General features: G+C 51.9%; 28 protein-coding genes. 13 read left to right on the forward strand and 15 right to left on the reverse strand.

Features of this window, described 5'->3' with window-relative positions; genetic code table 11:
* Positions 1-18: 18 nt before the first annotated feature.
* Positions 19-2,220 carry a methionine--tRNA ligase gene (gene metG / locus E3E33_RS08500; protein WP_167711867.1) on the forward strand — a complete coding sequence of 734 codons (2,202 nt, stop codon included), beginning with the start codon at positions 19-21 and terminating at the stop codon, positions 2,218-2,220.
* 7 nt (positions 2,221-2,227) lie between these two features.
* Here the strand turns inward: metG and E3E33_RS08505 are convergent, their stop codons facing one another.
* From E3E33_RS08505 to E3E33_RS08530, 6 genes are all read right to left on the reverse strand, one after another.
* The gene (locus E3E33_RS08505) at positions 2,228-3,181 is read right to left on the reverse strand and encodes a helix-turn-helix domain-containing protein (protein ID WP_167711868.1); all 954 of its coding nucleotides are present in this window, start codon (positions 3,179-3,181) and stop codon (positions 2,228-2,230) included.
* A 61-nt stretch (positions 3,182-3,242) separates the two neighbouring features.
* Entirely contained in the window at positions 3,243-4,484 is a 1,242-nt protein-coding gene (locus tag E3E33_RS08510; protein WP_012571536.1) for a hypothetical protein, read from the reverse strand.
* Between the two features lie 154 nt (positions 4,485-4,638).
* Complete coding sequence (locus E3E33_RS08515) at positions 4,639-5,487, reverse strand: helix-turn-helix domain-containing protein (protein WP_167711869.1); 849 nt, start codon at positions 5,485-5,487, stop codon at positions 4,639-4,641.
* Between the two features lie 37 nt (positions 5,488-5,524).
* Positions 5,525-6,733, reverse strand: coding sequence for a hypothetical protein (locus tag E3E33_RS08520; protein WP_342764307.1), 1,209 nt, complete (start codon positions 6,731-6,733; stop codon positions 5,525-5,527).
* Positions 6,734-6,788: 55 nt separating this feature from the next.
* Positions 6,789-7,070 (reverse strand): hypothetical protein, encoded by a 282-nt coding sequence (locus E3E33_RS08525; protein WP_167710804.1) that lies wholly within the window; start codon positions 7,068-7,070, stop codon positions 6,789-6,791.
* Positions 7,071-7,116: 46 nt separating this feature from the next.
* Positions 7,117-7,848 (reverse strand): sulfite exporter TauE/SafE family protein, encoded by a 732-nt coding sequence (locus tag E3E33_RS08530; protein WP_167710684.1) that lies wholly within the window; start codon positions 7,846-7,848, stop codon positions 7,117-7,119.
* A 45-nt stretch (positions 7,849-7,893) separates the two neighbouring features.
* Between E3E33_RS08530 and E3E33_RS08535 the strand changes: the two genes are divergently transcribed.
* Both E3E33_RS08535 and E3E33_RS11020 read left to right on the forward strand, forming a co-directional pair.
* Positions 7,894-8,232, forward strand: coding sequence for a hypothetical protein (locus E3E33_RS08535; RefSeq protein WP_240912065.1), 339 nt, complete (start codon positions 7,894-7,896; stop codon positions 8,230-8,232).
* Between the two features lie 15 nt (positions 8,233-8,247).
* A complete protein-coding gene (locus E3E33_RS11020) occupies positions 8,248-8,412 on the forward strand; it encodes a hypothetical protein (RefSeq protein ID WP_240912066.1) in 165 nt (54 codons plus the stop codon).
* On the opposite strand, the gene E3E33_RS08540 is transcribed toward E3E33_RS11020, so the two are convergent.
* Genes E3E33_RS08540 through E3E33_RS08550 form a run of 3 tightly spaced genes read right to left on the reverse strand, consistent with a single transcriptional unit; the run spans position 8,397 to position 11,197 of the window.
* On the reverse strand, positions 8,397-9,161 hold the full coding sequence (locus E3E33_RS08540; RefSeq protein WP_012571530.1) for a sulfite exporter TauE/SafE family protein: 765 nt from the start codon (positions 9,159-9,161) through the stop codon (positions 8,397-8,399). The two genes, E3E33_RS11020 and E3E33_RS08540, sit on opposite strands and share 16 nt — an antisense overlap.
* A gap of 28 nt (positions 9,162-9,189) precedes the next feature.
* Complete coding sequence (locus E3E33_RS08545; protein ID WP_167710805.1) at positions 9,190-10,185, reverse strand: M42 family metallopeptidase; 996 nt, start codon at positions 10,183-10,185, stop codon at positions 9,190-9,192.
* Between the two features lie 10 nt (positions 10,186-10,195).
* On the reverse strand, positions 10,196-11,197 hold the full coding sequence (locus E3E33_RS08550; protein WP_012571528.1) for a 2-hydroxyacid dehydrogenase: 1,002 nt from the start codon (positions 11,195-11,197) through the stop codon (positions 10,196-10,198).
* Between the two features lie 125 nt (positions 11,198-11,322).
* Between E3E33_RS08550 and proS the strand changes: the two genes are divergently transcribed.
* Complete coding sequence (gene proS, locus E3E33_RS08555; protein WP_167710806.1) at positions 11,323-12,771, forward strand: proline--tRNA ligase; 1,449 nt, start codon at positions 11,323-11,325, stop codon at positions 12,769-12,771.
* Between the two features lie 77 nt (positions 12,772-12,848).
* Here proS and E3E33_RS08560 read toward each other — a convergent pair whose 3' ends face one another.
* Positions 12,849-13,235 carry a pyrolysin gene (locus tag E3E33_RS08560; protein WP_167710685.1) on the reverse strand — a complete coding sequence of 129 codons (387 nt, stop codon included), beginning with the start codon at positions 13,233-13,235 and terminating at the stop codon, positions 12,849-12,851.
* Positions 13,236-13,326: 91 nt separating this feature from the next.
* On the opposite strand from E3E33_RS08560, the gene E3E33_RS08565 reads away from it, so the two are divergent.
* Complete coding sequence (locus E3E33_RS08565; protein WP_167710686.1) at positions 13,327-14,931, forward strand: carbamoyltransferase; 1,605 nt, start codon at positions 13,327-13,329, stop codon at positions 14,929-14,931.
* Between the two features lie 79 nt (positions 14,932-15,010).
* Entirely contained in the window at positions 15,011-16,180 is a 1,170-nt protein-coding gene (locus E3E33_RS08570) for a pyridoxal phosphate-dependent aminotransferase (RefSeq protein ID WP_167710807.1), read from the forward strand.
* Here the strand turns inward: E3E33_RS08570 and E3E33_RS08575 are convergent.
* The 3 genes from E3E33_RS08575 to E3E33_RS08585 are packed head-to-tail and all read right to left on the reverse strand — an operon-like array spanning position 16,177 to position 18,244.
* Positions 16,177-16,827 (reverse strand): metallophosphoesterase, encoded by a 651-nt coding sequence (locus tag E3E33_RS08575; protein ID WP_167710687.1) that lies wholly within the window; start codon positions 16,825-16,827, stop codon positions 16,177-16,179. The genes E3E33_RS08570 and E3E33_RS08575 overlap by 4 nt on opposite strands.
* 14 nt (positions 16,828-16,841) lie before the next feature.
* On the reverse strand, positions 16,842-17,699 hold the full coding sequence (locus tag E3E33_RS08580; protein WP_167710688.1) for a M48 family metalloprotease: 858 nt from the start codon (positions 17,697-17,699) through the stop codon (positions 16,842-16,844).
* Positions 17,700-17,701: 2 nt separating this feature from the next.
* On the reverse strand, positions 17,702-18,244 hold the full coding sequence (locus tag E3E33_RS08585) for an adenylate kinase family protein (RefSeq protein WP_012571521.1): 543 nt from the start codon (positions 18,242-18,244) through the stop codon (positions 17,702-17,704).
* 139 nt (positions 18,245-18,383) lie between these two features.
* Here E3E33_RS08585 and E3E33_RS08590 point away from each other — a divergent pair, with 139 nt between their 5' ends.
* Complete coding sequence (locus E3E33_RS08590; protein ID WP_048055038.1) at positions 18,384-18,599, forward strand: hypothetical protein; 216 nt, start codon at positions 18,384-18,386, stop codon at positions 18,597-18,599.
* 45 nt (positions 18,600-18,644) lie between these two features.
* Here E3E33_RS08590 and E3E33_RS08595 read toward each other — a convergent pair whose 3' ends face one another.
* A complete protein-coding gene (locus tag E3E33_RS08595; RefSeq protein ID WP_012571519.1) occupies positions 18,645-19,862 on the reverse strand; it encodes a methionine adenosyltransferase in 1,218 nt (405 codons plus the stop codon).
* Between the two features lie 334 nt (positions 19,863-20,196).
* Here E3E33_RS08595 and E3E33_RS08600 point away from each other — a divergent pair, with 334 nt between their 5' ends.
* From E3E33_RS08600 to E3E33_RS08620, 5 genes are all read left to right on the forward strand, one after another.
* Positions 20,197-20,814 carry a haloacid dehalogenase gene (locus tag E3E33_RS08600; protein ID WP_167710689.1) on the forward strand — a complete coding sequence of 206 codons (618 nt, stop codon included), beginning with the start codon at positions 20,197-20,199 and terminating at the stop codon, positions 20,812-20,814.
* Positions 20,815-20,908: 94 nt separating this feature from the next.
* Positions 20,909-21,415 carry an endonuclease V gene (locus tag E3E33_RS08605; RefSeq protein ID WP_342764283.1) on the forward strand — a complete coding sequence of 169 codons (507 nt, stop codon included), beginning with the start codon at positions 20,909-20,911 and terminating at the stop codon, positions 21,413-21,415.
* Positions 21,412-22,047, forward strand: coding sequence for a DUF120 domain-containing protein (locus E3E33_RS08610; RefSeq protein ID WP_012571516.1), 636 nt, complete (start codon positions 21,412-21,414; stop codon positions 22,045-22,047). The genes E3E33_RS08605 and E3E33_RS08610 overlap by 4 nt, the downstream gene beginning before the upstream one ends.
* Complete coding sequence (locus E3E33_RS08615; RefSeq protein WP_167710690.1) at positions 22,044-22,568, forward strand: hypothetical protein; 525 nt, start codon at positions 22,044-22,046, stop codon at positions 22,566-22,568. Before E3E33_RS08610 ends, E3E33_RS08615 begins: the two co-directional genes overlap by 4 nt.
* Before the next feature lie 41 nt (positions 22,569-22,609).
* The gene (locus E3E33_RS08620) at positions 22,610-22,819 is read left to right on the forward strand and encodes a PRC-barrel domain-containing protein (RefSeq protein ID WP_012571514.1); all 210 of its coding nucleotides are present in this window, start codon (positions 22,610-22,612) and stop codon (positions 22,817-22,819) included.
* Between the two features lie 2 nt (positions 22,820-22,821).
* On the opposite strand, the gene E3E33_RS08625 is transcribed toward E3E33_RS08620, so the two are convergent.
* The gene (locus E3E33_RS08625) at positions 22,822-24,285 is read right to left on the reverse strand and encodes a DHH family phosphoesterase (RefSeq protein WP_167710691.1); all 1,464 of its coding nucleotides are present in this window, start codon (positions 24,283-24,285) and stop codon (positions 22,822-22,824) included.
* Positions 24,286-24,398: 113 nt separating this feature from the next.
* On the opposite strand from E3E33_RS08625, the gene E3E33_RS08630 reads away from it, so the two are divergent.
* Positions 24,399-26,105: a hypothetical protein gene (locus E3E33_RS08630; RefSeq protein WP_167710809.1), complete on the forward strand. Its 1,707-nt coding sequence runs from the start codon at positions 24,399-24,401 to the stop codon at positions 26,103-26,105.
* Positions 26,106-26,124: the final 19 nt, after the last annotated feature.

Here is a 26,124-nt window from a genome sequence, read left to right on the forward strand (position 1 = left end):
GGTGTGGCGGTGGTTAAAATGGTCAGATACATGGTGACTTCCGCTCTTCCCTACGCCAACGGGCCGATTCATGCTGGACACCTTGCTGGAGCATATCTGCCTGCGGATATATTCGTCCGCTATCTGAGGCTCAAGGGAGAGGAAGTGATTTTCATCAGTGGAACCGATGAACACGGGACACCAATAACCTTCAGAGCGCTCAAAGAGGGGAAAAGCCCAAGGGAGATAGTCGACTACTACCACGAGCACATCAAGACGACCTTTGAAAGGGCCAAGATAAGCTTCGACTACTTTGGCAGAACTGAACTGCCAGTCCACTACCGCATAAGCCAAGACTTTTTCCTCAAGGCTCTAGAGAACGATCACCTCATTAAAAAGGTGAGCAAGCAGGCCTACTGTGAGCACGACAAGATGTTTCTTCCGGACAGATACGTCATAGGCACGTGCCCCTACTGCGGTGCTGAGAACCAGAGGGGAGACCAGTGTGAGGTCTGCGGCCATCCGCTCACGCCGGAAGAGCTAATAAATCCGCGCTGCAACATCTGCGGCAATCCAATAACCTTCAGGGACTCTGCTCACTATTACATAAAAATGCAGGATTTCGCCGAGAAGCTTAAGGAGTGGGTCCAAAGCCAGGAGCACTGGAAGCCGAACGTCAAGAACACAGTCCTCGGCTGGATTGAGGAGGGCCTTGAGGAGAGGGCCATAACGAGAGATTTAAACTGGGGCATTCCAGTGCCGCTCGACGACGAGGACGTCAAAGGCAAGGTTCTCTACGTCTGGTTTGAAGCGCCGATAGGGTACATCAGCATAACCGTCGAGCACCTTAAGAGGGAAGGCAAGGAGAATGAGTGGAAGAAGTTCTGGCTCAACCTTGACGGACAAACAAAGGTCATCCACTTCATCGGCAAGGACAACATACCCTTCCACGCGATATTCTGGCCGGCTTTCCTGATGGCCTACGGCAAGTACCAGGACGGAGAGACCGAGGCCGAGTGGCTCCTTCCGTACGACATCCCCGCCAACGAGTACCTCAACTTGGAAGGCAAGAAGTTCTCAACGAGCAGAAACTGGGCCATCTGGGTGCACGAGTTCCTCGACGCCTTCCCGGCTGACTACCTCCGCTATTACCTCACCGCCATAATGCCCGAGACGAGGGACAGCGACTTCAGCTTCGCCGACTTCAAGACAAAGATTAACGAGGAGCTGGTAAACAACCTCGGAAACTTCGTGCACAGGGCTCTAACCTTCGTGAACCGCTACTTCGACGGCGTCGTCCCCGAAAGGGGCGAGCTTGATGATCTGGACAGGCAGGCCTTCGAGGAGATTGAGAAAGCTCTGAAAGAGACGGGTGAGCTAATAAGCACCTACCGCTTCAAAGACGCTCTCAGGCGTGTAATGGAGCTGGCAATCTTCGGCAACCGCTACTTCGACTACCAGAAGCCATGGAAGACAGCCAAGGAAAACCGCGAGAGGACGGCAACAACTGTTAATGTCTCGCTCCAGATCGTCAAGGTCCTTGGAGTGCTCCTCGAGCCGTTCCTGCCGGATGCCAGTGAGAAGATATGGCACCTGCTCAACCTCGAGGAGACCAAGCGCTGGGAGTTCATCGAGATTCCAGCAGGCCACAGGGTTAGGAGGGCCGAGATTCTCTTCAGGAAGGTCACTGATGAGGACATAATATTCTTCATCGTGAACTACATAGCCAGAGGCAACCCTGAGAGCGCAAGGCTGCTCCTTGACAAGTACTACAGGACGGACGACGTCGTTAAGGTTGCCCTCGAGAGGTTCGGCGAGAAGCGTAAAGATGAGGCCATGGCAATCCTTAAGAGCATATACGGCGAAAGGCTTGAGAAGAAGGCCAAAAAGGAGAAGAAAAAGGAGGGTGGAAAAGTGGAGTACGTTAAGTTCGAGGACTTCATGAAGCTCGACTTGAGGGTTGGAAAGATTGTTGATGTGCAGGATCACCCAAACGCGGACAAGCTCTACGTGGTAAAGGTTGACCTCGGTAATGAGGTCAGGCAGCTCGTCGCTGGACTCAAGAAGTACTACAGCAAGGACGACCTCCTCAACCGCTACGTCGTTATCATAGCCAACCTCGAGCCCAAGAAGCTCAGGGGAATAGAGAGCCAGGGAATGCTCCTCGCTGCCGACGACGGCGAGAACGTTGCCCTGCTTATGCCGGACAAGGAGGTAAAGCTCGGGGCAAGAATAAGATGAGGGGAGCTCAAAGCCTGAGCTCCACCCAGTTTTCCCTCTTCTTCTTGTAGACCCTCACAAGGCCCTGCTTTTCGAGCCTCTGGAACATTCTCCAGGCAGTTGTCTTCGGGATTCCGAGCGTCTCCCTGACCTCGGACTGCCTTGCCTTTCCGCCTCTGTCGAAAAGATAAAGCAGTGCTTTTTCCTCATCCTTTGTCAAGTCGTACTCCGTGAGCCTCTTTTCAAAGTCCTCCCTGCTGATGCTTGGTGCCGATCCGCCCTCTTCCCTACCACTCTTCAGGTATATGAAGCCGCCTATGGAGAGGGCAAGGAGAGCGAGTATTCCAATCGTCGCCCAGCTGGTGGAGCCACCCGAGAGGGTTTCAGTTGACGAGCCAGTGGTTGAGGGTGCGGTGGAGTTAACGAAACTTTCAGAGGCAGATGTTTCCGAGATGGACTGGGTAGTCTGTGTCTGGGCCGTTTCTGTCCCAGCTGGCAGATATTCCAGAACATAGGAAACCGTCTGATTGCCCGCAGGCATGACGATTGAGTTGCCGTTTATCTCGAGGGGGATGTCGCTCAGGTCAACAATGACAGCATTTTCGGGGAAAGTTATTTTGACAGGTATATTTGAGCCAACACGGACACTCCATATGGCCCTGTTCTTGACGGTCAGGTCAGGGGTGTAGTAGGTTATCTTAATGCCTGTGGCATTTTCAAAATACACGATGAGCGTGGAACCATTTATTTCATAGGGTAAAGGACTGCCCCTTTCATCAATAACGACTAGGCCCTCAACGTTGGCCGCAAGAAGGGGAATGGTAACGCTTACAGTATAGTTCTCCGGCTGGATAACCTCAACTACCTTAACGTATCCATCGGCATATACGGTAATGCTGATGGACGTGATGGTGTACTGCCCCGCGACGAGGGGCAAGAGCATGACTGCAATTGCGAGTACCGCCGCTGCCTTTGTTTTCATCCCAACACCCCCAAGAAGTTGAGAGAATCACCTTAAAAAAATATGAGTAAAAAAGGGACGTTCATTCGTCGTCCTCTTCATCATCACTGTAGTCCTCATCCTCGTAGTCGTCGCTACTACTTCCCTCGTCCGAGTCATCATACTGGCCATCGTCGCTTTCGTGATCATCATGTTCCTCGTAGTCTCCACTTTGGTCGTCTGCCTCGTACTCCTCACTCTGGTCGTCGTGGCTCTCGTCGTCCTCATACTCATCCTCGTGCTCCTTTTCTTCGTGCATCTCTTTCTCAATCTCCTTGGTTTCCTCGACTATATCCTTGAGCTCTTCGTTGATATCGTGGAGCATATCAAGCGCTTCCTCGTACTGACCACTCTCAACGAGCTGGGTAAACTGTTCGTACATCATCTGCAACTCCGCAAAGTCTTCCGCTAGATAAGTTGCGTTGATGATAGTAGAGTTCTGAAGCATGGCCATTGACTCCTGCATGAGCTTCATATGTTCCTGGAGCTTTTCCATGAAGGCATAGCTTATCTCCTCTGCCTTGGCGTCCACTATCTGCTCGGTCAGCTCCTCAACGGCGTCTTCGAGCTTGTCCATGAGCTCTTCTGCATAATCAAGGTCGTTCTCAAGCTTCGTTATGTTGCCGTCGGTGTTGGCGATGTCCTGGGCAACCACTAGATAAGCCTCTTTTGTCCGGTTGTAGAGCTCTACAACAGCGGTAACGTTGAGGCCTTCAGCCTGAGCTTCCTCAATTACCTTCTCAACATACGGGAAGTATTCAGCTGCCCTATTGAGTTCTTCCTTAGCCTCCGTAATGAGTTCATAATACTCATATTGCTCCTCGATCTGGTGTTCCTGGTGATCTGTGTAGTAGTCCATTAGTTCTTCAACTGCCTCCTTGTAGAGTTCTAGTGCAGACATCGATGCGTTTATACTCCCTTCATAATTTCCTGCATAGTAAAGATCCCACGCCTCTTTCCTCATTGTCTCCGCTTGGTAATATGCCTCCAATGTCCAGTTTGGCAAGGTAACGTTACTCACGTTGAGATCGGCTATCATATTAGCAGTGTAGTTCGCGACGTTATCCACTATAATCAGGAGGTTATACGCCGCTGTCTGGAGGCCAGTATTGGTGGTGTTCGTGACGTTGGTCATGTTGGTAGCATTTACTAGCAGGGTTCCGTTGGCTGATGCAGTAACGTTGGTGGTCTCAGTAGCGTTTACACTGGCAGCCCAAGCTGCAGTGCTAAGGGGTATCAGTGCCCCTATAAAGAGCACCAACAATGTTTTCATACTCATCTTCATGGCTCTCACCTTGATAATGACTAGGCACGACTAATATATTAGGAACCCGCTGGAATTTTCGTGTTTCAGAACGTTTCTCTACGTTTCCATAGGGGAAATTAGAAATTGAAAGGCCAGAAATAAATTTTTAAGGCTAGAGAAACTCATGTTCTGGTTAAAACCTCAGCTCCACCCAGTTTTCCTTTCTGCCCTTTATAACCTTCACCAGCCCTTTCCGCTCCAGGCGCTTGAACATCCTCCAGGCAGTAGTTTTGGGAAGTCCAATGGCCTCCCGTACCTCCGCCTGACTCGCCCTACCGCCTTTGTCGAAGATATAGAGCAGGGCCCTCTTTTCTTCATCGTTTAGCTCGAGTCCCTCAAGCCTCCTCTCAAACCCCTCGCGAGTGAGCTTAGGTCTTTCCATTCCCCCGCTGCCCCTCCTTCTGAGGAGGTATGCGGCTATACCTCCAATCACGACGACACCAACGAAGAGAGCAATGAGGAGGTAGTTCGACGAGTTCTCCTCGGAAGTTCCGGTGTACTGGAGGGTGTAGGAGACGCTCTGGTTTCCTAGAGGCATAGTTATGGAGTTGCCCGCTATCTCGAGGGGAATGTCGCTCAGGTCAACAACTATGCAGTTCTCCGGGAGAACCACGGTGAAAGGACTCTCAGACGAAACTTTGAGCGTCCAGACAATGCCATCCTTGGATGTTAAGTCGGGGGTATAATAGGAGACCCTGACGACCTGGGCATCCTCTGAGTAAATCAAAAGGTTGCCGTTATCTAGCCGGAAGTTCAGGGGGTTCCCGTTCTCATTCTCTACAAAGAGGTTCTCATAATGCTCTCCGAAGAGGGAGACCTCAATTTGAGAGGCGTAATCAGCGGGAAGGAGCTCGTATTCAACCTTAACGTAGCCGTCCTCGTAGACGGTCAGAACCAGAGACGAGACGGTATATTCTCCACTAACCACCGGAACGAGAATAAGAGCCGTTATCATGAATATCACGAGCGACTTCCTCTCCATTTAAGCATCCCTCCAAATCAAATGAAAAGGGAAAGGGTCATGAATGGGCAAGGATAAACTCGTCGACCTTGTGGAGCATGTTCAGGGCTATTGCGAAATGAGCCTTGGCCTGGAGCGGCTTCCTGTCCTTAAGGAGTTCAACGCCGATCCTAAGCTCCTGCACCGCGACTTTCAGCTGAATCTCCGCAGAGGTAGTGTCCACGCCCTCCCTCTTGAGCTCGGCCAGCGCCTTGGCATCCTTTTCAATCCTGTTCTCCATCTCCATAAGGAACGCTCTCACGTCCTTGAGCTTCTCCTCGAGCTCCCTTTCGTAGACCTTCATTCTGATGAACTCAGCAGCTTTTTGGAATTCTCTGATGGTCTCCTTGTTTTCGTCCATTACTTTGAGGGCCTCCTCCCACCTGCCCTCGTCGGCAAGGGCCTTCACCTCATTGTAGACCGCGGCGAAGGCATCGAGTCTCTCCTGGAGCCCGGTGACGTTGTAGCCGTTCTCCTGGGCCTTCTCGATTGCCTGCTGGGCTATTTCTATTCCTTTCTCACCCTTGATGAGGAAGTCCCGAACTATCTTATCTGCGTTGGCATAGGCGAGCTCCTCACGAACCTTCCTCAGCTCCTCGTCGAGTAAGGCCTTCTTCTCCTTGGCGGCTTCATAGTCAGCCTTGGCCTTCTCTATGTCCCCGGCCTTCAGATCATCGAGGACGAGTTTGTACGCCTCTTTGGTCTCGTTGTAAAGCTGAGTTAGGTTGCTCACGTCGACCCCCCGGTTCTGGGCGAACCTGATGGTCTTCTCGACCATCTGGAAGTACTCCATCATCCTCTCAGTTTCGATCCTGATGCGCTCCCTGAGATCCTGAACCCTATCTGCCGCTTCCTGAAGCCTCGAGAGGGCGAGCTTGTAGTAGTGCATCGCCGTCAGACTGTCCAGGATTGAGTTATAGTAATCGCCAGCCTCGTATTCACTGATAGCCCTGTCCTTATATTCCTCTGCGGTTTCATAGTTGGCCAATATGCTGGAATTCTCGGGCAGTTTGTCCTTAATAGGTTCTATCTTATCCTCGGCAAACTTACTAAGCCTCTGCAGCTGGTTGATGAGCTGCTCCGCTATCACCATCTCCCTGGTGCTGTTGTCCAGAAGGGTTGCATCGCTTGCAGTGGCGTTGTCTTCGGCCATGCTCAGTGGAACGACGCTTCCAAGCAGTAACAGGACGAGGGCAAATGCCCCCCACTTTGTGCCTACCATCGGCATCACCGTTCATACCTACTGGCCCAACCTATTTGAGGAATCCTGTGAAAAGTACGTTTCACACCGTTCCATTCTTCTCAAGATCCCTTATATGCAGAGCAGTGGCACAAATTCCCCCAATTATGCTTCCAAACATTGGGATATCCCCAAACTGAGCATATAAGCTTCCGTAGTTTGGGTGCCATGCATCGACTTGCTTTCTGTCTTTAGCAGTGATTATGTAGACTACCCAGCCCTTCTCCTCGAGTGCCTCGATGAGCTTCCACGCATTGGTCATATCACTCTCATCCTTTATCTCAACCCCGTACTCAGACTTAACAGCCTCGAAAAGCTCATCCATTTTTGCCACCGTTAATAGTTCGTCAACAGGCTAATAAACGTGAGCCTTAGAAGAGCATCTTCAGTGCCACGATAATGAGAAGGGCGGAAAAGGCCCTCTTGAGGTGGCAGGGGTGAAGTCTGTGAACCAAAAGGGCACCGATTCTGGCCCCTACAAGCAGACCTGGGGCAAGTAGGAGTGCGGTATGAACGTCAACCTGACCGAGGCGGTAGTGACCGAGAGAACCGGCAAGGGCGGTGAAGAAGAGCGCCAGACTCGAAGTTCCAACGGCATACCTCATGGGGATTCCGACGTAGGCATGGAACAGAGGGACGTTCAGAATTCCCCCGCTGATGCCCAGGAGACCGGACATTAGTCCCGAGGCAACCCCCACGACGGAGATCCTTGATGTTTTAATCTCTTTCTCTTCAAACTCGAAAGTGTCCCTGCCCCGCCACATTCTAAATGACAGATAGACAAGAAGCAAGGCAAAAACAAATTTAAGGATTCTTCCGGGAAGTAAAGATGATATATAGGCTCCAATTAATGCGGCAGGAATCGAAAAGGCTTCTTTAATCAGGACAACCCTGTAGAGTACCGTCCCCTTTCTTACATGGATAGCTACCGCGGAAAGGGAGCTGAGGACTATGCACGTCAAACTCGTGCCTATGGCCACGTGTATCGGGAGGCCGAGTATCGTGAGAGCAGGAACTATGAGAAATCCCCCTCCAACCCCAAAAAGGCCGGCTATGAGGCCAATGCCAAGGCCGAGGATGAAGTCCAGGAGGTAATTCAACATAAAAACTCTTTTTAGAGGGAGCGTTAAAAATCCTCCGGTGGTTCTATGAGGAGCTCAGAACTTAAGTTCTGGCTTTTAGTGGTTCTTGTCTTCGCCCTCACCCATCCCGGCTCTATCGCCTTCGCCAACTGGGACGCTCCCTACGGGTTTTACAAAGACCTTTCGGTCTGGCTCAGCTCCGCGGCAGGTGGATTGTTGCTGGTGCTCACCTACGGCGTGCACGAGTGGAAAAATGGAAAGCTGAGTTCCCCGAACCTTCTTCTGGCGGTGATTCTAGTGGTTTCAACTGCCATAATCTGCTACCGTGCGGAGCTTGCTCTCGGAGGGAAGATGGGTTACGGCAGTGAAAACATGGTGCTTTTCGTAATTGGGGGAGTCCTCTGATTTACGTTATCGATAATGCTCCTCCCGCTTTCCCTGCCCTACGCCCTCACAGGGGAGCTCTACTACCCCTACGATAGGCCGTTACTGGTGGCGTGGCTCCTTACGGTGGCCTTGGCTGTTTTCCTCGGCGTTGCCTACGTAAAGATAAGGAAGGCAGAGAGACCTCACGGCACAGGATAACCCAGCCCCTTCAGAATCATCCTCAGGGCAAGCAGAGCCATGACGACCGCGAAGGCGTTCTTCAGGTTCTTCGCCTTGGTTCTCTTGGCAATCCTTGCCCCGAGCTGGGCGCCGACTATCAAGCCCGGAATGAGGAGAACGAGCCAGTGGAGCTCAACGTTTCCGAGGGTGTAGTGCTTTATGGCACCAGCTGTGGCGGTGAAGACTATGGCGAAGCTGGAAGTGGCCACCGCGTAGTGTATCGGGAGACCAAGCCACGTCAGGAAGGGCACGTTGATTATCCCTCCCCCAACGCCGAGCAGGCCGCTTGCTATTCCAGCGAAGAAGCCGCCGATTGGGACGAGCCTGTAGTCAACTTTAACGTCTTCAAGCCTTACTTCCGTTGGCTCTGCCGTTTTCTTGCGGTAAATCCTGATTGCGACTATGATGAGCGTTGCTCCAAAGATGACCTTAAGCATCCCAGCGCTTATGAAGCTCGTCATCCAAGCTCCGATGTATGCTCCAATCACTGCGGTGCTAGCGAGCAGAAGGCCGATCTTGTAGTGTATCCTCTTCTGCCTTGAGTATGCGAGGGCAGAGCTCAGTGAGGTAAAAACAACCGCAGCAGAGGACGTTCCCACTGCGTGGTGTATCTCAACCCCAAGCAGGTTAAGTGTCGGCACTATCAGAAAGCCCCCACCGAGGCCGAAGAGAGCCGCGAGGATTCCGATGAACACACCAACCGTGAAATAGCCAAGATATTTGAGCAATTGATCACCTCCGTTTTCTCAGCGTCTATCACAGCTCGAAAGCTATCGCCTCTATGAGCTTTATCAGTGCCTCAAGGTCACCCAAATGGAGCGTCTCGACCTCGCTGTGGAGGTACTTTATGGGCACGCTCAGGGCCAAAACTTCGCTCTTGCTCTGGAAGACAGAGGCGTCCGTTCCTCCACCCGTTACACCTATCTGAATAGGTATATCGTTCTTCTCCGCTATCTCCCAGACCTTCCTAGCGAGCCTGCGAGTGTAAATCGCTGAGTTGTCCACGGCCCTTATGAGCGCCCCGCCACCGAGCTTCACATCTCCAGTCAGCTCGGAGCAGCAGGCAAAGGAATCGATGGCGAATGCGTACTTTGGAGAGTAGTGCTCCGCGAGGAACTTGGCCCCCTTGAGGCCTATCTCCTCCTGGACGGTGAAGGCAAAGATGAAGCGGCCGTTGAGGTCGTGGTCGACCAGGTCCTTAATAGCCTCGACAAGGGCAACCACACCAAAGCGGTCGTCCAAGGAGCGAGTCGAGACATAGCGGTTGTTGAGCACCGCGAAGTGCTTCTTGAAGACCGCATAGTCCAGAACCTTGACTCCCATGTCGAGGGCTTCTTCCTTGCTCTCCGCTCCGATGTCAATGGTGAGCCTGTTCCATGGGACCGTATCGAACTTCCTCTCAAGGTTCAGGTGGACTGGTAAAGCTCCTATAACACCGTCGAGATTCCCGCTCTCGGTGATTACATCCACGTGCCTGCCGTAGAGGAGGCGGTCGTCTATTCCACCGATTTTCCTGAAGCGGAGCTTTCCATCGGGGGTTATGCCCGTAATCAGAAGCCCAATCTCGTCCATGTGAGCCATGAAGATGGCCTTAAGATCACCCTCGCCCAGCTCTACGATGAGGTTTCCGATAGTGTCTACGGTGCAGTCCGCGTAGGGCTCAAGCCATTCCATGAGCTTCTCCCTAACCTTCCCCTCGTAGCCGGAAATACCGGGTATGGCAGTTATCTCCCTCAGCTCTTCAACGAGCATTTTCATCACCTCAGAGCATCTTTACTTCCTCAATCGGCCTGACCTTTAGGACCTCCCGATTAACGAGGTCCCCTGGAACCTCACCGCGAAGAACGGTGAGAAGGTTCTCCACAGCCCGAAAGCCCATATCCTCCATTGCTTCCCTGCTCAGACCGGCGTAGTGTGGCGTTAGAACAGTCTCCCACTCCATGCCGAAGAGCTCGTGCTCGGTAACTGGCTCTCTCTCGAAGACGTCAGTGGCGTAGCCCTTCAGCTTTCCCTCTTTCAGTGCCTTCACGAGGGCTTCTTCATCCACGAGACTTCCGCGGCCGATGTTGACGAGGTATTTCCCCTCCATGAGCTTTAGGCGTTCCTCGTTGATGATGTGGTAGGTTTCCGGCGTTGCAGGGAGGGCCAAAACAACGATGTCAGCGCTCTTAAGAACCTCCTCGAGCGAGAGGTACTTCGCGTTAACCTCTTCTTCGATGTCTTTCTTCCTCGAGCGCGACCAGTACACCACTTCCGTACCGAGCGCCTTGACTCGTCTCGCTATGGCCTTCCCTATCGCCCCCATGCCGAGTATTCCGACGGTTTTGCCGTAAACTGTCTCAATGTCTTTGAAGCCACTCCATATTACCCTGTGAGACTCCCACTTTCCAGCGCGTATGAACCTGTCGGTGTAGACTATCCTCCTTAGGAGGGCTATCATAAGCCCGACGGCGAACTCGGCGACGGCCTCGCTTAGAACACCGCTAACCTTTGTGACGTATATTCCCCTCTCGGTGGCGGCCTTCACGTCGACGTGGTCGTAGCCAGCGGAGTGGCAACTTATAACTTTTAGCTTCTCGGCCCTCTCGATGACTTCACGCGGAATTGGGTTTAGGGGAGAAACAATTATCCCGTCAAATTCCCCAATTTTCTCCTTGAGCTCCTCAACACTTGGATATAGGAGCAGCTCAACATCCGCATGCTTTTTGAGTTCCTCTAAAGGCTTGCTCTTTATCTTGAAAAGAACCAAGACCTTGGGCCTCATGATATCACCTTAAGATGGTTATCGAAACGAACTATTAAGGTTTTTGCCCGAGGTTTGTCAGAATGTCCGCTGCCCCCCGGGAAAGCTTAAAAAGTTTTTTCGGCCTCTCACTTTAGGTGGTGTCGATGAAGGTTGAGCGCAAGAAGTGGAGCGAGGAGTTCAGCGAGTGGTACAACGAGCTGATTGAAACTGCCGGGATACAGGACAAGCGTTACCCGGTCAAGGGAATGAACATCTGGCTCCCGTACGGGCTTAAAATAATGCGCAACATTGAGAGGTTCATACATGCCGAGATGGAAAGAACCGGCCATGATGAGGTTCTCTTCCCGGCACTCATCCCTGAAACCGAGTTCCAGAAGGAGGCAGAACACATAGCGGGCTTTGAGGGTGAGGTCTTCTGGGTCACCCACGCCGGTCACGATCCCCTCGACATCAAGCTCATCCTCAGGCCGACGAGCGAGACTGCAATGTACTCAATGTTTGCTCTCTGGATTCGCTCACATGCCGACCTTCCCTTCAAGGTCTACCAGATAGTTAACACTTACCGCTACGAGACCAAGCACACGAGGCCGCTTATCCGTGTCAGGGAAATCAGCAGGTTCTTCGAGGCCCACACGGCTCACGATAGCTTTGAGGATGCCGAGAGGCAGATAAAGGAGGATCTTGAGATATTCGACAACCTCGCCAAGTTCCTTGCGATTCCTTACATAGTCTCCAAGAGGCCCGACTGGGACAAGTTCCCGGGAGCTTACTATTCCCTCGGTGCCGAAGTAATGATGCCCGACGGCAGAACGCTTCAGATAGGAACGATGCACAACTACAGGCAGAACTTCGCAAAGGCCTACGAGATACTCTATGAGACCGAAACCGGTGATCACGAGTACGTTCACCAGACGACATTCGGAATGAGCGAGAGGCTTCTCGCAGCTGTTATAGCAATCCATGGAGACGACAGGGGAATGGTTCTGCCACCCACAATAGCTCCAATACAGGTCGTCATCGTTCCGATTCCAAAGAAAGACGCAGGGGCAGATGTATTCGCCTACGCTCGCGAGATTGCAGAGGAGCTTAGAACAGCTGGCCTGAGGGTGCATGTAGACGAGCGCGACATAAGGCCTGGCAGAAAGTTCTACGACTGGGAGCTCAAGGGCGTGCCGCTTAGAATAGAGGTCGGCCCAAGAGACGTTGAAGGAAGGAAAGCAGTTCTAGCGAGACGTGACACGCTCACGAAGGAGACTGTTGAGAGAGATGGAATAGTCGAGGCTGTCAGGAGGACCCTCGACGAAATCCACGAGAACCTCTACAAGAGGGCCGAAGAGTTCCTCAGGACCCACATCAAGCGCGTTGACACCATCGAGGAGGCCAAGGCCGTCTTTGAGGACAGGCGCGGAATAGTTGAGATTCCCTGGTGTGGCGAGGAGGAGTGCGGCCTGAAGATGGAGGAAGAGCTTGACGCCAAGATGCTCGGAACGCCCTATCCTGAGGAGAAGGCCAAGGAAGGCATCGAGGGCAAGAAGTGCCCCGTCTGCGGAAGAGACGCCAAGTTCATCGCCAGGTTTGCCAGAACATACTGAGCTTTCCTTTCTATTCTCATACACTTCGCTTTTGAAGCACAAGTAGAAAACAGCTGAGAAAAGGAAATATGACAAAATCAGGCACTCTCGTTCTCGATGACGGCTTCAAGGAGCTCGATGGCCTGCTCGATGTAGAGGTAGGCCTTCCTGATGTGGACGCTGAAGACAACCCAGCGCAAGGTCCTTCCCTCGTCCGGAATGCCGTACATCAGCGCCTTCTCGAACTCAGCGGTGGCGTTGGTATAGAGCTCCATCGCAAGCTGGAGTGTCTCGTTGCTGACGTTGGCCTGGACGCTGAGGTTGTAGAGCTCGTTGAACTTCTCCTCATCGCTCTGGTAGAGGTAGTACCAGGCGATGGACTGCTTGATGAAGTTCTCATAGCTCCAAGTGATGGCACCAGCGGTTCCCGCGAATGGGACAAGCACCACCATCAGAACCGCAAGGAGTGCAACGGCCCTCTTCATGGTTCCACCTCCTTCAAATGTATTCATTCGGCAGGGCTTTTAAATTCTTCCCTCCCCTAATGTTTAAAAAACGAACATCGAATGCACAACCATGATTTTGGGAATCCACGACGGCCACGATGCGGGAGCTGTGCTGATAGACGGCGAGAGTATCTTCGCGGTTAACGAAGAGAGGCTGAACAGGGTTAAGAAGTACCGGGGATTCCCAACTCTCAGCGTGAGGAAAGTCCTCGAGATGGCGGGTGTTTCGCCCGAGGAAGTTGAAATCATAGCCGTTGCTGGCATCTTCCGGAAGCAGAAGCGGCTCTTAGAGCTTGAGAACAACCTGCACGTCATTTTCGGGCCGGATTTCAAGAGGAAAGTTCTCTTCGTTGAGCATCACTTGGCTCACTCTGCGAGTGCCTACTACACGAGCGGCTGGAAGGATGCTATAGCCCTGAGCATAGACGCCGCTGGAGATGGGTTGAGCTCATCAATCTATATCGCGAGAGATGGAGAGATGATTAAAATCGCCCAGAGCACCTATCTAGACTCCCTCGGCGACTTCTACGCATCTGTTACGGAGCTCCTTGGCTTTAAGCCAATGCGCCACGAGGGCAAGGTGATGAGCCTGGCAGCATACGGAAAGCCGACCTATGATCTGAGCAGCATCATAGAGCTGAACGGTTTAACCTTCGACAACCACCTCAAACTCATAGGCGTTGAAGCTACGAGGAAGCTGGCCGAGCTATTCAGCTATCCCTTGAGCAGGGCTAAAGAAATCGCAGGGCAGATGAAGCGCGGGAAGCTCGACGGGGAACTCCAAAGAAGGGCAATAGAGATAGCGGCCAGCGCTCAGGCACACCTCGAAAAGCTCATTGACGAGCTAGGCCTCAAGCTGAAGGAGTACGGTCTTCCGCTCGCCTACGCCGGCGGAGTTGCCCAGAACGTCAAGGCCAACGCCATTTTGAGAAAGCTCTTCCCAAGCTTGTGGGTGTTCCCGGCAATGGACGATGGAGGACTGGCTTTTGGAGCGGCAATCTTCGTCAAGGCACAGCTTGAGAGACTTGACAGCAAATGGAAACCATTCAAGCTTGAGCACGTCTACCTTGGGCCGGACTACTCAAAGGACGAGGTAGAGGGATTCCTGAGGAGGGAGGGTGCCGAGTTCGAGGAGGTAGACGACGTCCCGGGCTTCGTCGCCGATTCCTTAGTTGATAGAAAAATCGTCGCCTTTTTCCAGGGAAGGATGGAGTTCGGACCGAGAGCCCTGGGCAACCGCTCTATTTTAGCCGACCCAAGGGACGATGGAGTTAAGGAGAGACTCAACGTGGCCCTAAAGCGCGATGTCTTCCAGCCATTTGCTCCTTCGATGCTCGAGGAGAGAGCGAGAGAGTATCTGGCGGATCTCAACGGTGAGCCCAACAGGTTCATGACGATGAGCTACACCGCGAGCGAGGAGTTTAGAAGGGAAGCTCCAGCGGTTGTTCATGTGGATGGGACGACGAGGCCGCAGAGCGTTGTGAGGGAGCTCAACCCAGTTTACTACGACATCATAAAAGCCTTTGAGAGGAGAACGGGTCTTGGGGTGGTATTAAACACCAGCTTCAACATGCACGGTGAACCAATAGTCTGCTCGCCGAAGGACGCGCTGGGAAGCTTCAGAAAGGCTGGGTTGGACGTGCTGGTTCTTGGGGGATTTGTCGTCCATCAATGAAATTTACTATTCTTTGATGTCCATCTTTTTGCCAAGGTAAAGTTATAAACATTGGGCCGAAGAACTTTCGGTGATGTTCATGGCGCTGAGCGACAGGTTAGAACTCGTTAACCCTTCTGAGATCAGAAAGCTTTTTGACCTAGCTCAGGGCGTTGAGGGTCTCATCTCACTTGGAATCGGAGAGCCGGACTTCGATACTCCAGAGCATATAAAAGAGTATGCCAAAGAGGCTCTCGACAAAGGAATGACGCATTATAGCCCCAACGCTGGAATCATGATGCTCCGTGAGGCCGTTGCGTGGAAGCTGAAGGAACAGAACGGCATTGAAGTTGACCCAAAGAGCCAGGTAATGATAACCGTCGGAGCCAATCAGGCGTTCGTCATGGGACTCGCGGCGTTTCTCAAGGATAGAGAGGAGGTCTTAATTCCAAGCCCAATGTTTGTGAGTTATGCCCCCGCAGTAATCCTCGCGGGAGGGAAGCCTGTCGAAGTTCCAACATATGAAGAAAACGAGTTCCGTCTGAGTGTTGACGACCTGAAGAAGCACGTATCTGAGAAGACGCGTGCGCTCATCATAAACAGCCCAAACAACCCCACTGGAGCGGTTCTCACCAAGAAGGACGTGGAGGAAATCGCTGACTTCGCGGTGGAGCACGACCTTATCATCTTCAGCGACGAGGTTTACGAGCACTTCGTTTATGATGGTGTCAAAAACTACAGCATAGCGGCTCTCGACGGCATGTTCGAGAGAACAATAACGATAAACGGCTTCTCCAAGACCTTTGCCATGACAGGCTGGCGTCTCGGCTTCGTGGCCGCACCGGAGTGGATAATTGAAAAGATGACCCGCTTCCAGATGTACAACGCCACCTGCCCAGTGACCTTCGCCCAGTACGCCGCTGCAAAGGCTTTGAGAGACGAGAGGAGTTGGAAAGCCGTTGAGGAGATGAAAAAGGAGTACGAGAGGAGAAGAAACCTCGTCTGGAAGCGTCTCAACGAGATGGGCCTGCCGACAGTCAAACCGAAAGGAGCATTCTACATATTCCCGCGCATAATGGACACTGGACTCACGAGCAGGGAGTTCAGCGAGATGATGCTCCTCGAGGCCAAAGTCGCCATTGTTCCTGGAAGTGCCTTTGGAGAGGCTGGCGAGGGCTACATAAGGATAAGCTACGCGACTGCATACGAACAGCTTGAGGAAGCTATGGATAGGATGGAGAAGGTTTTGAGGGAGAAGAAGCTCGTTTAGAGCTTTCTTAACTCTATCTTTACTTCCTTTTCTGGCTTGAAGTCTATAACTGCATAGTAACCCCTGAAGAGTGGTCCAGGGTTCACGATGGGGGTTTCTCCAATCCTGTCTATCCCCCTGCCCTCGTGGATGTGGCCGCAGACCACAAGTGGGGGTTGCTTCTCTTTGATGAATTCACGGAGGGCTCTGCTGCCTACGTGAAGACCAGAATGAACTCTGTCCACAATGGTATTGTAAGGGGGCGCGTGAGAAAGGACTACGTCTCCATCGTGGTAGTTTTGCTCGAGAATTCCTCTAATCTCTTCCTCGCTAAGCTCCCAGACAGTGTTAAATGGCGTTATGTTCGAGCCGCCTATTCCAACAATACCAATCTCATCAAGTTCGACCCGCTTATTGTGAGCGGAGATTCCGAGTTCCTCCAGAAGCTCTGGAACATCCCTTCCATCGCAGTTGCCGTGGACGGCTATTATCGGTTTTCCAAGGTTCATGAGGGGTTCAAGTACCTTCTCAGCAGTCTCAGCGCCAGTGAAGTGTGTGAGGTCCCCAGCTATGAGAAGAGCATCGAAGTCCTCATTTTGCAGCGTTTCAGCGAGTTTTTTTGACATCTTACTGTTTCCATGTATGTCCGTTACAGCGAGAAGCCTCATGAGATCACCCTCATTTATGTGTATGTATCCATCTGCTCCGCGAGCTTCATAAGTCGTTCAATTCTCTTCTCGGTTGGAGGATGGGTCGATACCAGCTTGGCTAGACTTCCTCTGAATGGGTTCACAATAAAGATCGGCGCCGTTGCAAGGTTTCCCCCCTTCATGGGCCTGAAGGAGACAGCTTTATCTATTTTAAGCAGTGCACTCGCAAGTGCCAGGGGTTTGCCGCTTATCCTGGCGGCGCTCTCATCAGCCAAGTACTCCCTTGATCTGGCCAGACCAAGCCAAAGGATTCCAGCGGCGAATGGTGCCAAGAGCCCTAAGAGCAGACCGTTCTGAGAGTCTTCCACTTTTCCATCGGAGAAAAACCTTGGAATGCCCCCAATCAAATAAGCAACTCCCAGTATTGAACCTGCTATCACAGAGGCCACCGTCTGCACGAGAGTATCACGGTGTTTAATGTGGGCAACTTCGTGGGCCATGACACCCTCTATCTCCTCTGGGTCAAGTATCCTTAAAAGCCCATAAGTCAGTACGATAATGCTGTGTTTGGAACTCCTACCCGTAGAAAATGCGTTGGGTGTCCCTACAGGTGAGAGTGCCAGTTTAGGTGTCGGAATCCCAGCTTTGGCCGAGAGTCTGCTCAGCATCTCATAGAGCCTTGGGTAATCTTCGCTAGTAACGACTCTGACCCGATACCACTTCAGTACGATTCTATCGCTGTACCAGTATACCACAAAGTTCAGAAGAATGGAGAAAATCAGTGCAACAATGAGACCAATCCACTCACCCAGAAGATAACCCAATGCCACCAAGAGAACGGTAACGAGACCCATAACTATTAGGACCCCAAACCACATAAGGGCCTCCATACTTAATCATCCCCCAGCATCAGGTACTGAACCACCTTGTCGTATTCCTCACTCCAGTCCACGATTCCAACACGTTTCTTCGTTCCGCTTTTGAGAAGTGTTAGGATCTCCTCTACTACCTCTTCGGGGGATTTACCTGTTGTATCCACCTCAAGAACCCTTTCGTTCTCTTCGAGGGCCTCCACAAGGATTACATCAACCAGCTCAGCCTCGACATTCTCGGCCAGCTTCTTTTTGGAGTACCCTCGAGCTTTGAGCCTTTCGGCGATGAGTCTGGGATGGGCCCTCAGGATGATGACAACGTCTGCGGGCACAAAATGGCTGAGATGGCCATCCAAAACAACGTTTCTACCCGAGAACTCCTCGCGCACAACCCGAGCAAGCTCATCAACGTCTATCTCAATCTCGTCACTAACCCTCTCACCTATCCCTCTCGAGAGGGCCAGCTCCTTCACGCTCACGTATTCGTAACCCAGCCTCTCGCTCAGGAGCTTTGAGACCGTAGTTTTACCTGCACCGGGAGTGCCACTTACTGAGATTATCATCGATTTACCCCCGAGAACTTATCGTAGCTTCTGACCCGGAGTTTATATGCTTGTTCCTCGTTAATCGTCGAAGTTTAGTATGGCATTCAGCGAAAACCTTTTAAGGTCTGAGGGTGCTATAGACTTTAGGTGGGTCAGAATGGAAAGGCTCAAATTACTCCAGAAGAAGTTGCATGTTGTGAAGAAGCAGAAGGAGCTCCTCATGCTTGAGGAGGCCAAGCTTATTAGACTTGCGCGCCAGAAGAAGGCCGCCGCAAAGCAGCTTACCAAGGTCAAAAAGGAAAAAGCCATTCTCATGGCCGAGGAGGCCAGACTCGTTAGGGTTCTCAAGCAGAATGGATACCCAGTTCTCTGACAATTCCTTCACTTTAAAAACTTTTGAAGAAAAGAGAGGGTGAGCTCAGAAGACGTTAAGCTTGTCCTCGAGGATCATCTTCTGTATCTTGGTTATGTCATCAAGCCAGGCATTAGCTATCTCGTAGGCCGGCTTCTGGATGGTATCAATGGAGTACCCCTTCTTTGGTATGACCTGAACGCTGGCGACAAGCGGCTGGTCGATGGGCTTGCCTATCTGGCTGAGTATCCTGACGTAGACCTCTTCAACTCCCTCGACCTGCTCGGCAATGTCGTTAGCGATGAGCATTGAGAGGAGGTTGTATATCTTTCCGACGTGGCTGACAGGGTTCTTTCCAGCGGCAGCCTCCATGCTCATGTGTCTGTTCGGAGTGATGAGACCGTTTACGCGGTTGCCCCTTCCAACGCTTCCGTCGTCACCGGCCTCGGCTGAGGTTCCGGTGACGGTGATGTAGTAGATCCCCTTCTCCGGGTCGTCAGCGGTGTTGACGTAGATGTTGACCTTCCTCTCAGTGTGGGCCTCAGCAACGTCCTTGGCGGCTTCATAGATTGCCTCCTTGACGGCAAAGTAGTCGTCCAGATTCTGGACTTCGCTGTCGACTATGGCAGCGGCGATGGTGATGTCTATCTCGTCGCCCTTCCTGAGGCCCATAACCTTGATGTCCTCGCCGACGGCCGGCCACTCCTTCTTAAACTCCTCGCTGTTGAGAAGCTTCTCAGTCTCAAGGACTATCCTCTCGGTCTCGCTGAGCGGGGCGTAGCCAACACCAAAGGAGGTGTCATTGGCGAGCGGAATCGGGTTCTCTTTGGCCTTGTTGAAGACTCCAACGAGGTCAACGCTTCCCTGGCCTATGCGGGAGTCAATGATGACGTGGTGGTCGAGATCAAGGTGCCTGACGGCATTCTTCAGGTACTCCCTGGCAGCCTTTATTGCGACCTCGTGAACGGGGAACATCTCCCTATCAACTATCTCGACAGCCCTACCGGAGAGGAGAATGTAAATTGGCTTGATGACCTCACCGCCACCGAAGCGCGGGTAGGCCTTACCGCCGACGACCTCGACCTGGTCGGTGTTGTGGTGGAGGATGATGCCATAGCGCTTTATGTACTCCCTGCTCAGGGCTCTGCTGACGGCCTCGGCTATGCCATCGGCTATGCTATCCGGGTGGCCTATACCCTTTCTCTCGACAAGCTCGACCTTCTGCATCTCAACCGGTGTTCTAACGAGCTCCTCAACAACTATGTTCCTAACATTCTCAGGCATAAGCGTCACCTCGAATCTTGTCGTCTTGGGCGGGTCTGTTCACCAGCTTATATAATTTTCGGCATGAATTAGGTAGACTAATATTCCTATCAGTCATAAAATCCGAAACCCTTAAAATTTTCTCGAAAATTCTCCACAACGGGAGCATCCGACACGCCCGGTGGCCCGACCGTGGGAGCGCCCCGACGGGGTGCCGTGAGCACGAGGGACGATGCCGGGCGGACAGGGCTTGGCCTCCGGACCGCCGGAGATTGCCGCGGGGCACTCCATGAGGGCGGGGGATCAGCCAAGCCCACATTTTTAAGGTCTTTCTCGAACTCTCCTCGGTGAGATTATGGGACTGAAGGAGATTATTGACAGGATTAGAGAAGTTCTTGACGAGAAGGACTCGCTTCGGGAGAATGCCCTAAGGATAACAAGAGAAATCGTCCGCTTGAGCGGAGACACAATAAAAGCCCTTCACAGGGGAGATGCTAAGACTGCTGAGGAAAAGCTTAACATGGCGCGCGAAAAGGTTAATTATCTGAGGGAGAAGCTGAAAGACCATCCCGACCTATATTTTACGGGCTATGTTCAGAGCGCCCATCAGGAGTTCGTGGAGGCAACTCTGTTCTACAGCTACATAACCGGAAAAGACTTTCCCTCTCCGGAGGAGCTTGCCGTACCTCACGCTGATTACGCGCTTGGCATAGGCGACTTCATAGGCGAGTTGAGGAGACACTTTCTGCTTCTGCTCCTCGACGGAAATATTGAAGATGCCGAGAAAGTTTATCGCTTCATGGAAGAAACTTACGAAGAGCTCATGACGCTCGAGTATCCAAAAGGCCTGGTGAACGTGAGGCAGAAGCAGGATCAGGCGCGACATATACTCGAAAGAACCCTCGAGGACCTGACGAGGGCGAAGCTCAACAGGAACCTTGAGGAGAAGCTCGGAAAGGTGTTAAATGATTAACGAATTACATAATTAGGTGATTCGGTAATTATGGAATTGGGAAAAAAGCTCAAAAAAAATTGAAGAAACCCAGCGAAAGCTTGCCCTGAGAGTGGTGGAGAGCCCGCTCGAGATCGAAAAAGTGCAAACTGTCGCGGCTGTGGACGTTTCATACAGAGAAAACACAGCCAGAGCTGCCTTTCTCCTCTGCTCCTTCCCAGACTGCGAGGTTCTAAAGACAAAGGTCGTGGAAACTGAGGTAAGCTTTCCCTACGTACCCACCTTCTTTTTCCTGCGGGAGACGAGGCCAATTCTGCTGGTTCTCCGTGGTGAGGATTTTGACCTCCTTCTTATTGATGGTCACGGAAAGGCCCATCCACGGGGCTACGGACTGGCTTCCCACGTCGGCTTGCTCATCGGAAGACCAACCATAGGAGTTGCCAAGAAGTTCCTCCGCGGTGCTCCTGAGAGGTCCTTCGTGAGGGTGGGAAAAGCTTATGTAAGCGTCGGATATTTAATCGATTTAGACTCTGCGGCCAGAATAGTTGAGACCCTGCTGGAGCGAGACTATCCAAAACCACTGAGGCTCGCAGACAGACTGTCAAAGAGGGGAAGCTTATGAAGAGGCTCAAACTGCTCATCCTGCTAGCAAAGAAAGGAGCGATAGGAGAAAAGGTCAAAATAACTCTAAGAGAGCTTGCAAACGAGCTTGGTGTATCACCCCAGTCGGTTCTAAGATTGCTCGATGAAATGGAGGAGGAAGGACTCATATCGAAAGACGTTAAGGGAAGAAAGACATACGTGGAAATAAGCCAGGGGGGATTAGCTTTCCTTGAGAATCTTTGCGACGCCATCTCAGAGGTTCTCTACAACGGGATAATTATCGGAGAGGTCATATCGGGAATCGGTGAGGGAGCCTATTACGTCAGACAGTACTCCCACCTGATAAGGGAGTACCTCGGCTTTGACCCTTACCCTGGAACGCTGAACGTCAGGGTCCTGTTCCCGAGAACTGTCTTTGATGCACTCTGCGGGGTTAGACCGGTCGTGCTTCCGGGCTTCGCTAAAGATGGGAGGACTTTTGGCGATGTCAAGGCATATCGCGTCAGAATCGGCGACGTGGAGGGTGCCATAGTGATACCCTCGAGAACTGTTCATCCACCGAGAATAGCCGAGATAATCGCCCCGGTATGCCTCAGGGAGGAGCTCAGCCTTGAAGATGGCTCTAGAATAACCATAAGGGTTGTGAAATGATGAAGGACTGGAAGTCGATCCTGACATGGTCTGGTTTAGGCTCGTTCATCGGATTTGCCATGGCTGTCGCCCTATACTCCCCAACGGGAAGCGAGAATTTCATCTACCTTATCTATGCCGGCATGCTCCTGGGGGCTTTCCTTGGCTTCAGGCACCCTTTGGAAACAAGGGCCGCAGCGTATTCCTTCCCGCTCGGCTTTCTTGTTACCTCCATGCTCGCAGGGCTGTGGATGGTCAGGGATGTAAAGCCAGATGAGGTTTACATATTTCTTGCCGCGGTGATGGTAACACTCGTTCTGATTGAATCTAGAAACTTTCTCGACATGTTCCTCGTTCCTCTGACCTACTTCGGCGGCTTCGCCGTTGCAATGCTGGTATTTAAGGGCTATCAGCCTCTACAGCGCACGGAGGGAGCCGTTACAAGCCTTTTCGTGGTGGGCGTCATGGGAGCAATTTTAGCTTTCTTCGCCGTCTTCGCTAGATGGACCTTCACGAAGGCCAAAAACATCCCGAGGAGGTAACGTTTAAATACGTTCACCGATAACCTACCCTGGTGGTTAAAATGGTGATGCGTCTCTCGAGACTTTACGGAAAGCAGATCTACAACACCAAAGGCTATTACGTCGGCTACGTTGACGAGATACTCATAGATATAGACAGGGGACGCGGAAAGGTTCTCGCGCTTGGACTGCCGGGAGAAAAGGTCGGTGTTCCCTACGACAGAGTCACTGCAATAGGCGACATAATACTTGTAAAGGCAAAAGAAGAGTGATGCTAAGCCTCTTTAACTTTTAGCGCCTCTAGGAACTTTTCTGTTATTGCCTCTTCCGCCAGCCTCAGGAGGGAGCTCTTGTCCTTGGCTAGCTTGAAGATTCCTAGCGGAATTCTGGCACCGCCGGACTGAGCATGACCGCCACCGCTTCCTATGTCTCCGAAGGCCTCCCTGAGGACCGCACCTATGTTCACCCTAACGTCGCGCGTTCTGGCTGAAATCTCTATCCTGTCGTCAACGATGCCGAAGACGAGGACCGTGGTTATTCCCTCGAGCCTCAGGAGGAAGTCCGCCGATTCCGCTATGGCGTCGCGGTTGGTGATGAATCCGACGTTCGAAATGACCACGTTCTTGTAGATGCGCCTGTTCATTATGGCCTTAGCGAGTATCTCGGCTGTCTCTGTGCTTATATCTGGGTGCTCTATCTTATCGAGGAGTTCATAGTCCACCTTTCCAGCCAAGAACTCGATGGCCTTCAAATCGACGTGGCTGAGCTTCGAGAACTTCTTGGTGTCGATGTAAATGCCATAGAAGAGTGCAGTCCCAAGGACAGGGTTGACCGAAATGTTGAGCATTCTAAGGTACTCCGCGAGTATAGCGGAGGACGAATGGACCTCTGGCCTTATGTCGAGGAACGCATCCTCCGGAAGAAGCTCCTTGAGGTGCTGGAGTATCTGGTGGTGGTCAATGAGAATCTTTATTTTTTCGTAGTCGCCTTGGTCGAGTATCGTCAGGTTTCCGTTGGGCTGGCAGTCAATGAGGGCTATGAAGGGATAGCGCTTCAGCTCGTAGGAGCCGCGGGATATCTTTCTCAGATCTATCCCGAGGAGGTTGACGAAAGCCCTGTTTTCATGGTGAGTTATCTCGCCACCATAGACTATCTGGGTCTTGAATCCGAGGGTCTGGGCTATGACGCTCAAAGCGGTCGCGCTGGCTATGGCATCGGGATCAGGATTGTCGTGTATGACGATAAGGAGAGAGTCCCCCCTGCTCTTAAGTTCCTTGAGCTTCTTAACGAGTAAATTGGCGTTCTTCTTCTCTCCGAGCATCTCGACGGTTCTCACCATGGCATCCTTGAGGGCACTTCTCGGAGAGATAGCGTAGTCCACCTTGATCTCGGCCTCAAACTCTTCGTTTATCTGGGAGACAAGCTCTTCGAGGCTCACCTCATCGGGGAGAATGGTAATGATTGGAACTTCTTTGTTGTTGGTTCTGATAACATAGACGGTCTTCTTGATTGTATCCACGTTCATGGTTGTGATTATAACCATCTCGGCCTTCTCGATTCCCGCTTTAAGAAGCGTGGCCGTATATGAGAAATCTCCCTGAATCACCTGAAAACCGCTCTCTTCTAGGGCCTTAGCACGGAGTTCGTCCTTCTCAATGATTATGATTTCAAACTCTCCCTTGAGGGACTCGGCTATCGAGCGGCCGATTGCGCCACCTCCGAGTATCAGCACCCGCATATTTCTCACCTTTTTGCACAATAATGTTTAAATACAAGCGCCGATATACTAAGACGGTGAATTCCTTCGGGATTTCTTTGGTGGAAGGATATATATAGCTAATGGTGGTGAGTATGCAGCTGCCGAACAAGCAGCCCATCATGGAAAACATGGTAGTAACATCTGCGGGGGAGCTGGGGGACCTCATCAAGAAAGCCCTCTCAGAAGGCAACGGGGCGTTTCTTAAGATATTCGCCAAAGACGCGAGCGGAAAATACTACATGACGATTCTCTTCGACAGGTCAAAGATACTCGCCGCAGAGTGTCTGTTGATAGACAAGAAACAGAGCTTGATTGGAGAAGAGGCAATCAGCGTGTTGAAGTCATTCCTCGGTAAACCTATGGTCGTTGACGTTTATACTCTAGATGAGCTAGAAATCAAGCTGTCGATAGCTGATAACGTTGATGTGTACGCTCAAACTCCAAAAATCCCACTAAACGAGCTGTTCGGAAAGGTCAAAGAAGGTCCGCCAGGAAAGACAGAAGAGAAGAAAGAAACCGCAGCCATAGCCACCGCCGAGTCCGTACCAGCACCCAAACTGGCTCTCGCCGGGGGGGTGAAAGAGAAGCCTCCTGTGATCATAAAAGAGGAGACGAAGCCAGCCCCCGCCGGAAAGCCTGAGGTGATTATAAACTTTACCGGAGGAACCCTCCCCAAGAAGGCCTTCCAGATATATGCGGAAGATCTCTTAAAGGATGCCAAGAGGATAAAAGGTCTAAGGATCAGCAGGATAGAGTTTGACGCAAATGTTGGGGAGGGTGTCGTTTACCTCAATGTCCACATCTACGGCTCCTCCGCTGGGAGCGCTAGGGACATCGAGATAGCAGAGAAGAGGATGCTCCACGCGGTCAGCAAATACGCACCGGTTCTCCTCAGGGAGGCTGAAGTCAAGCCGATAATCAGGGACGTTAGCATAGTCATCGACGGTCAGGAGGTCAAACCGCAGGAGATCGTTGACAAAGACAAAAAGAAGACTGCCAACGTTACAAAGGACGGGAAGATCTCCCTGTCCGCCCTGGAGGACGTCTGGCCTTACTTCAGCGCATACGCCAGAACTGTCATAACCGAAATCGAGAGCGCCGGAATAAAGGTCACGAAGGCATACTTCGATGTCAAAGGAAGGAGAGAGTTCGAGATAAACCTCTCGATGGTTGCTGAGACGGGAACCTCAAAGGATGCAGTCGAGAGAATAGTGAATGACGTTCTCACGAGGCACGCTAGGGAGCTGAGCAGGAGCATAAACCACTATATCACCGTCCACAACATCGACGTGGAGATTATCGCCCCAGCGATCACACCCAAGGCGGCCACTGGAGCTACCGCTGTCGCAACCTCGGGCAAGGCCGCAGAGGTACTCGCCAAGAAGAAGCTCCTCGAGAAGGAGGTTGAGCAGCTCCTCAAGCAGGCCGGAATAGATGAGCTTGCTGTACTCACTGAGGAGAAGAAGAAGGAAGCCGAGGAGACCATGCTTAAGGGCCGCATAGAGCCTGCCGTGGAGACCCTGAAAAGCAGAATACACACGGAGCTTAAGCTCGTTCCAAGGGTCACCTTCAAGTGGCTCAAGATGAACCACGAAGTCAAGGGCTCAACGGTCTATGTCGACATCGAGGCCAGCTTCCTGAGGGAGAACGTTGGAGGACTCTTTGGATCGTTCTCCGGCGTTTCAGACGAGAAGATACGCCAGGACATCGCGGAGACTGTAAACAGAATCATAAAAGAGGTCTCAAGGGAATACGGAATTGGAATGGCCCTCCGCAGGCTCAACGTTATCATCCGTTGATTTCTTTTTCTTTTCAGCA

It is taken from the genome of Thermococcus sp. GR5 (genome assembly GCF_012027535.1).
GTDB lineage: Archaea > Methanobacteriota_B > Thermococci > Thermococcales > Thermococcaceae > Thermococcus > Thermococcus onnurineus.

Bases quoted from the DNA above. Each gene is read 5' to 3' on its own strand.
- E3E33_RS08545 (WP_167710805.1), bottom strand. From the start codon at position 10,185: ATGCTCGTTGAAGAGCTGAGGGAGATAACTGCCATACCCGGTATTTCC.
- metG (WP_167711867.1), top strand. From the start codon at position 19: ATGGTCAGATACATGGTGACTTCCGCTCTTCCCTACGCCAACGGGCCG.
- E3E33_RS08610 (WP_012571516.1), top strand. From the start codon at position 21,412: ATGAAGAGGCTCAAACTGCTCATCCTGCTAGCAAAGAAAGGAGCGATA.
- E3E33_RS08510 (WP_012571536.1), bottom strand. From the start codon at position 4,484: ATGAAGATGAGTATGAAAACATTGTTGGTGCTCTTTATAGGGGCACTG.
- E3E33_RS08585 (WP_012571521.1), bottom strand. From the start codon at position 18,244: ATGATAATCTCAGTAAGTGGCACTCCCGGTGCAGGTAAAACTACGGTC.
- E3E33_RS08505 (WP_167711868.1), bottom strand. From the start codon at position 3,181: ATGAAAACAAAGGCAGCGGCGGTACTCGCAATTGCAGTCATGCTCTTG.
- E3E33_RS08625 (WP_167710691.1), bottom strand. From the start codon at position 24,285: ATGCGGGTGCTGATACTCGGAGGTGGCGCAATCGGCCGCTCGATAGCC.
- E3E33_RS08620 (WP_012571514.1), top strand. From the start codon at position 22,610: ATGGTGATGCGTCTCTCGAGACTTTACGGAAAGCAGATCTACAACACC.
- proS (WP_167710806.1), top strand. From the start codon at position 11,323: ATGAAGGTTGAGCGCAAGAAGTGGAGCGAGGAGTTCAGCGAGTGGTAC.
- E3E33_RS08535 (WP_240912065.1), top strand. From the start codon at position 7,894: ATGAGGAGCTCAGAACTTAAGTTCTGGCTTTTAGTGGTTCTTGTCTTC.
- E3E33_RS08580 (WP_167710688.1), bottom strand. From the start codon at position 17,699: ATGGAGGCCCTTATGTGGTTTGGGGTCCTAATAGTTATGGGTCTCGTT.
- E3E33_RS08550 (WP_012571528.1), bottom strand. From the start codon at position 11,197: ATGAGGCCCAAGGTCTTGGTTCTTTTCAAGATAAAGAGCAAGCCTTTA.
- E3E33_RS08565 (WP_167710686.1), top strand. From the start codon at position 13,327: ATGATTTTGGGAATCCACGACGGCCACGATGCGGGAGCTGTGCTGATA.
- E3E33_RS11020 (WP_240912066.1), top strand. From the start codon at position 8,248: ATGCTCCTCCCGCTTTCCCTGCCCTACGCCCTCACAGGGGAGCTCTAC.
- E3E33_RS08630 (WP_167710809.1), top strand. From the start codon at position 24,399: ATGCAGCTGCCGAACAAGCAGCCCATCATGGAAAACATGGTAGTAACA.
- E3E33_RS08560 (WP_167710685.1), bottom strand. From the start codon at position 13,235: ATGAAGAGGGCCGTTGCACTCCTTGCGGTTCTGATGGTGGTGCTTGTC.
- E3E33_RS08590 (WP_048055038.1), top strand. From the start codon at position 18,384: ATGGAAAGGCTCAAATTACTCCAGAAGAAGTTGCATGTTGTGAAGAAG.
- E3E33_RS08515 (WP_167711869.1), bottom strand. From the start codon at position 5,487: ATGGAGAGGAAGTCGCTCGTGATATTCATGATAACGGCTCTTATTCTC.
- E3E33_RS08520 (WP_342764307.1), bottom strand. From the start codon at position 6,733: ATGCCGATGGTAGGCACAAAGTGGGGGGCATTTGCCCTCGTCCTGTTA.
- E3E33_RS08575 (WP_167710687.1), bottom strand. From the start codon at position 16,827: ATGAGGCTTCTCGCTGTAACGGACATACATGGAAACAGTAAGATGTCA.
- E3E33_RS08570 (WP_167710807.1), top strand. From the start codon at position 15,011: ATGGCGCTGAGCGACAGGTTAGAACTCGTTAACCCTTCTGAGATCAGA.
- E3E33_RS08525 (WP_167710804.1), bottom strand. From the start codon at position 7,070: ATGGATGAGCTTTTCGAGGCTGTTAAGTCTGAGTACGGGGTTGAGATA.
- E3E33_RS08600 (WP_167710689.1), top strand. From the start codon at position 20,197: ATGGGACTGAAGGAGATTATTGACAGGATTAGAGAAGTTCTTGACGAG.
- E3E33_RS08615 (WP_167710690.1), top strand. From the start codon at position 22,044: ATGATGAAGGACTGGAAGTCGATCCTGACATGGTCTGGTTTAGGCTCG.
- E3E33_RS08530 (WP_167710684.1), bottom strand. From the start codon at position 7,848: ATGTTGAATTACCTCCTGGACTTCATCCTCGGCCTTGGCATTGGCCTC.
- E3E33_RS08595 (WP_012571519.1), bottom strand. From the start codon at position 19,862: ATGCCTGAGAATGTTAGGAACATAGTTGTTGAGGAGCTCGTTAGAACA.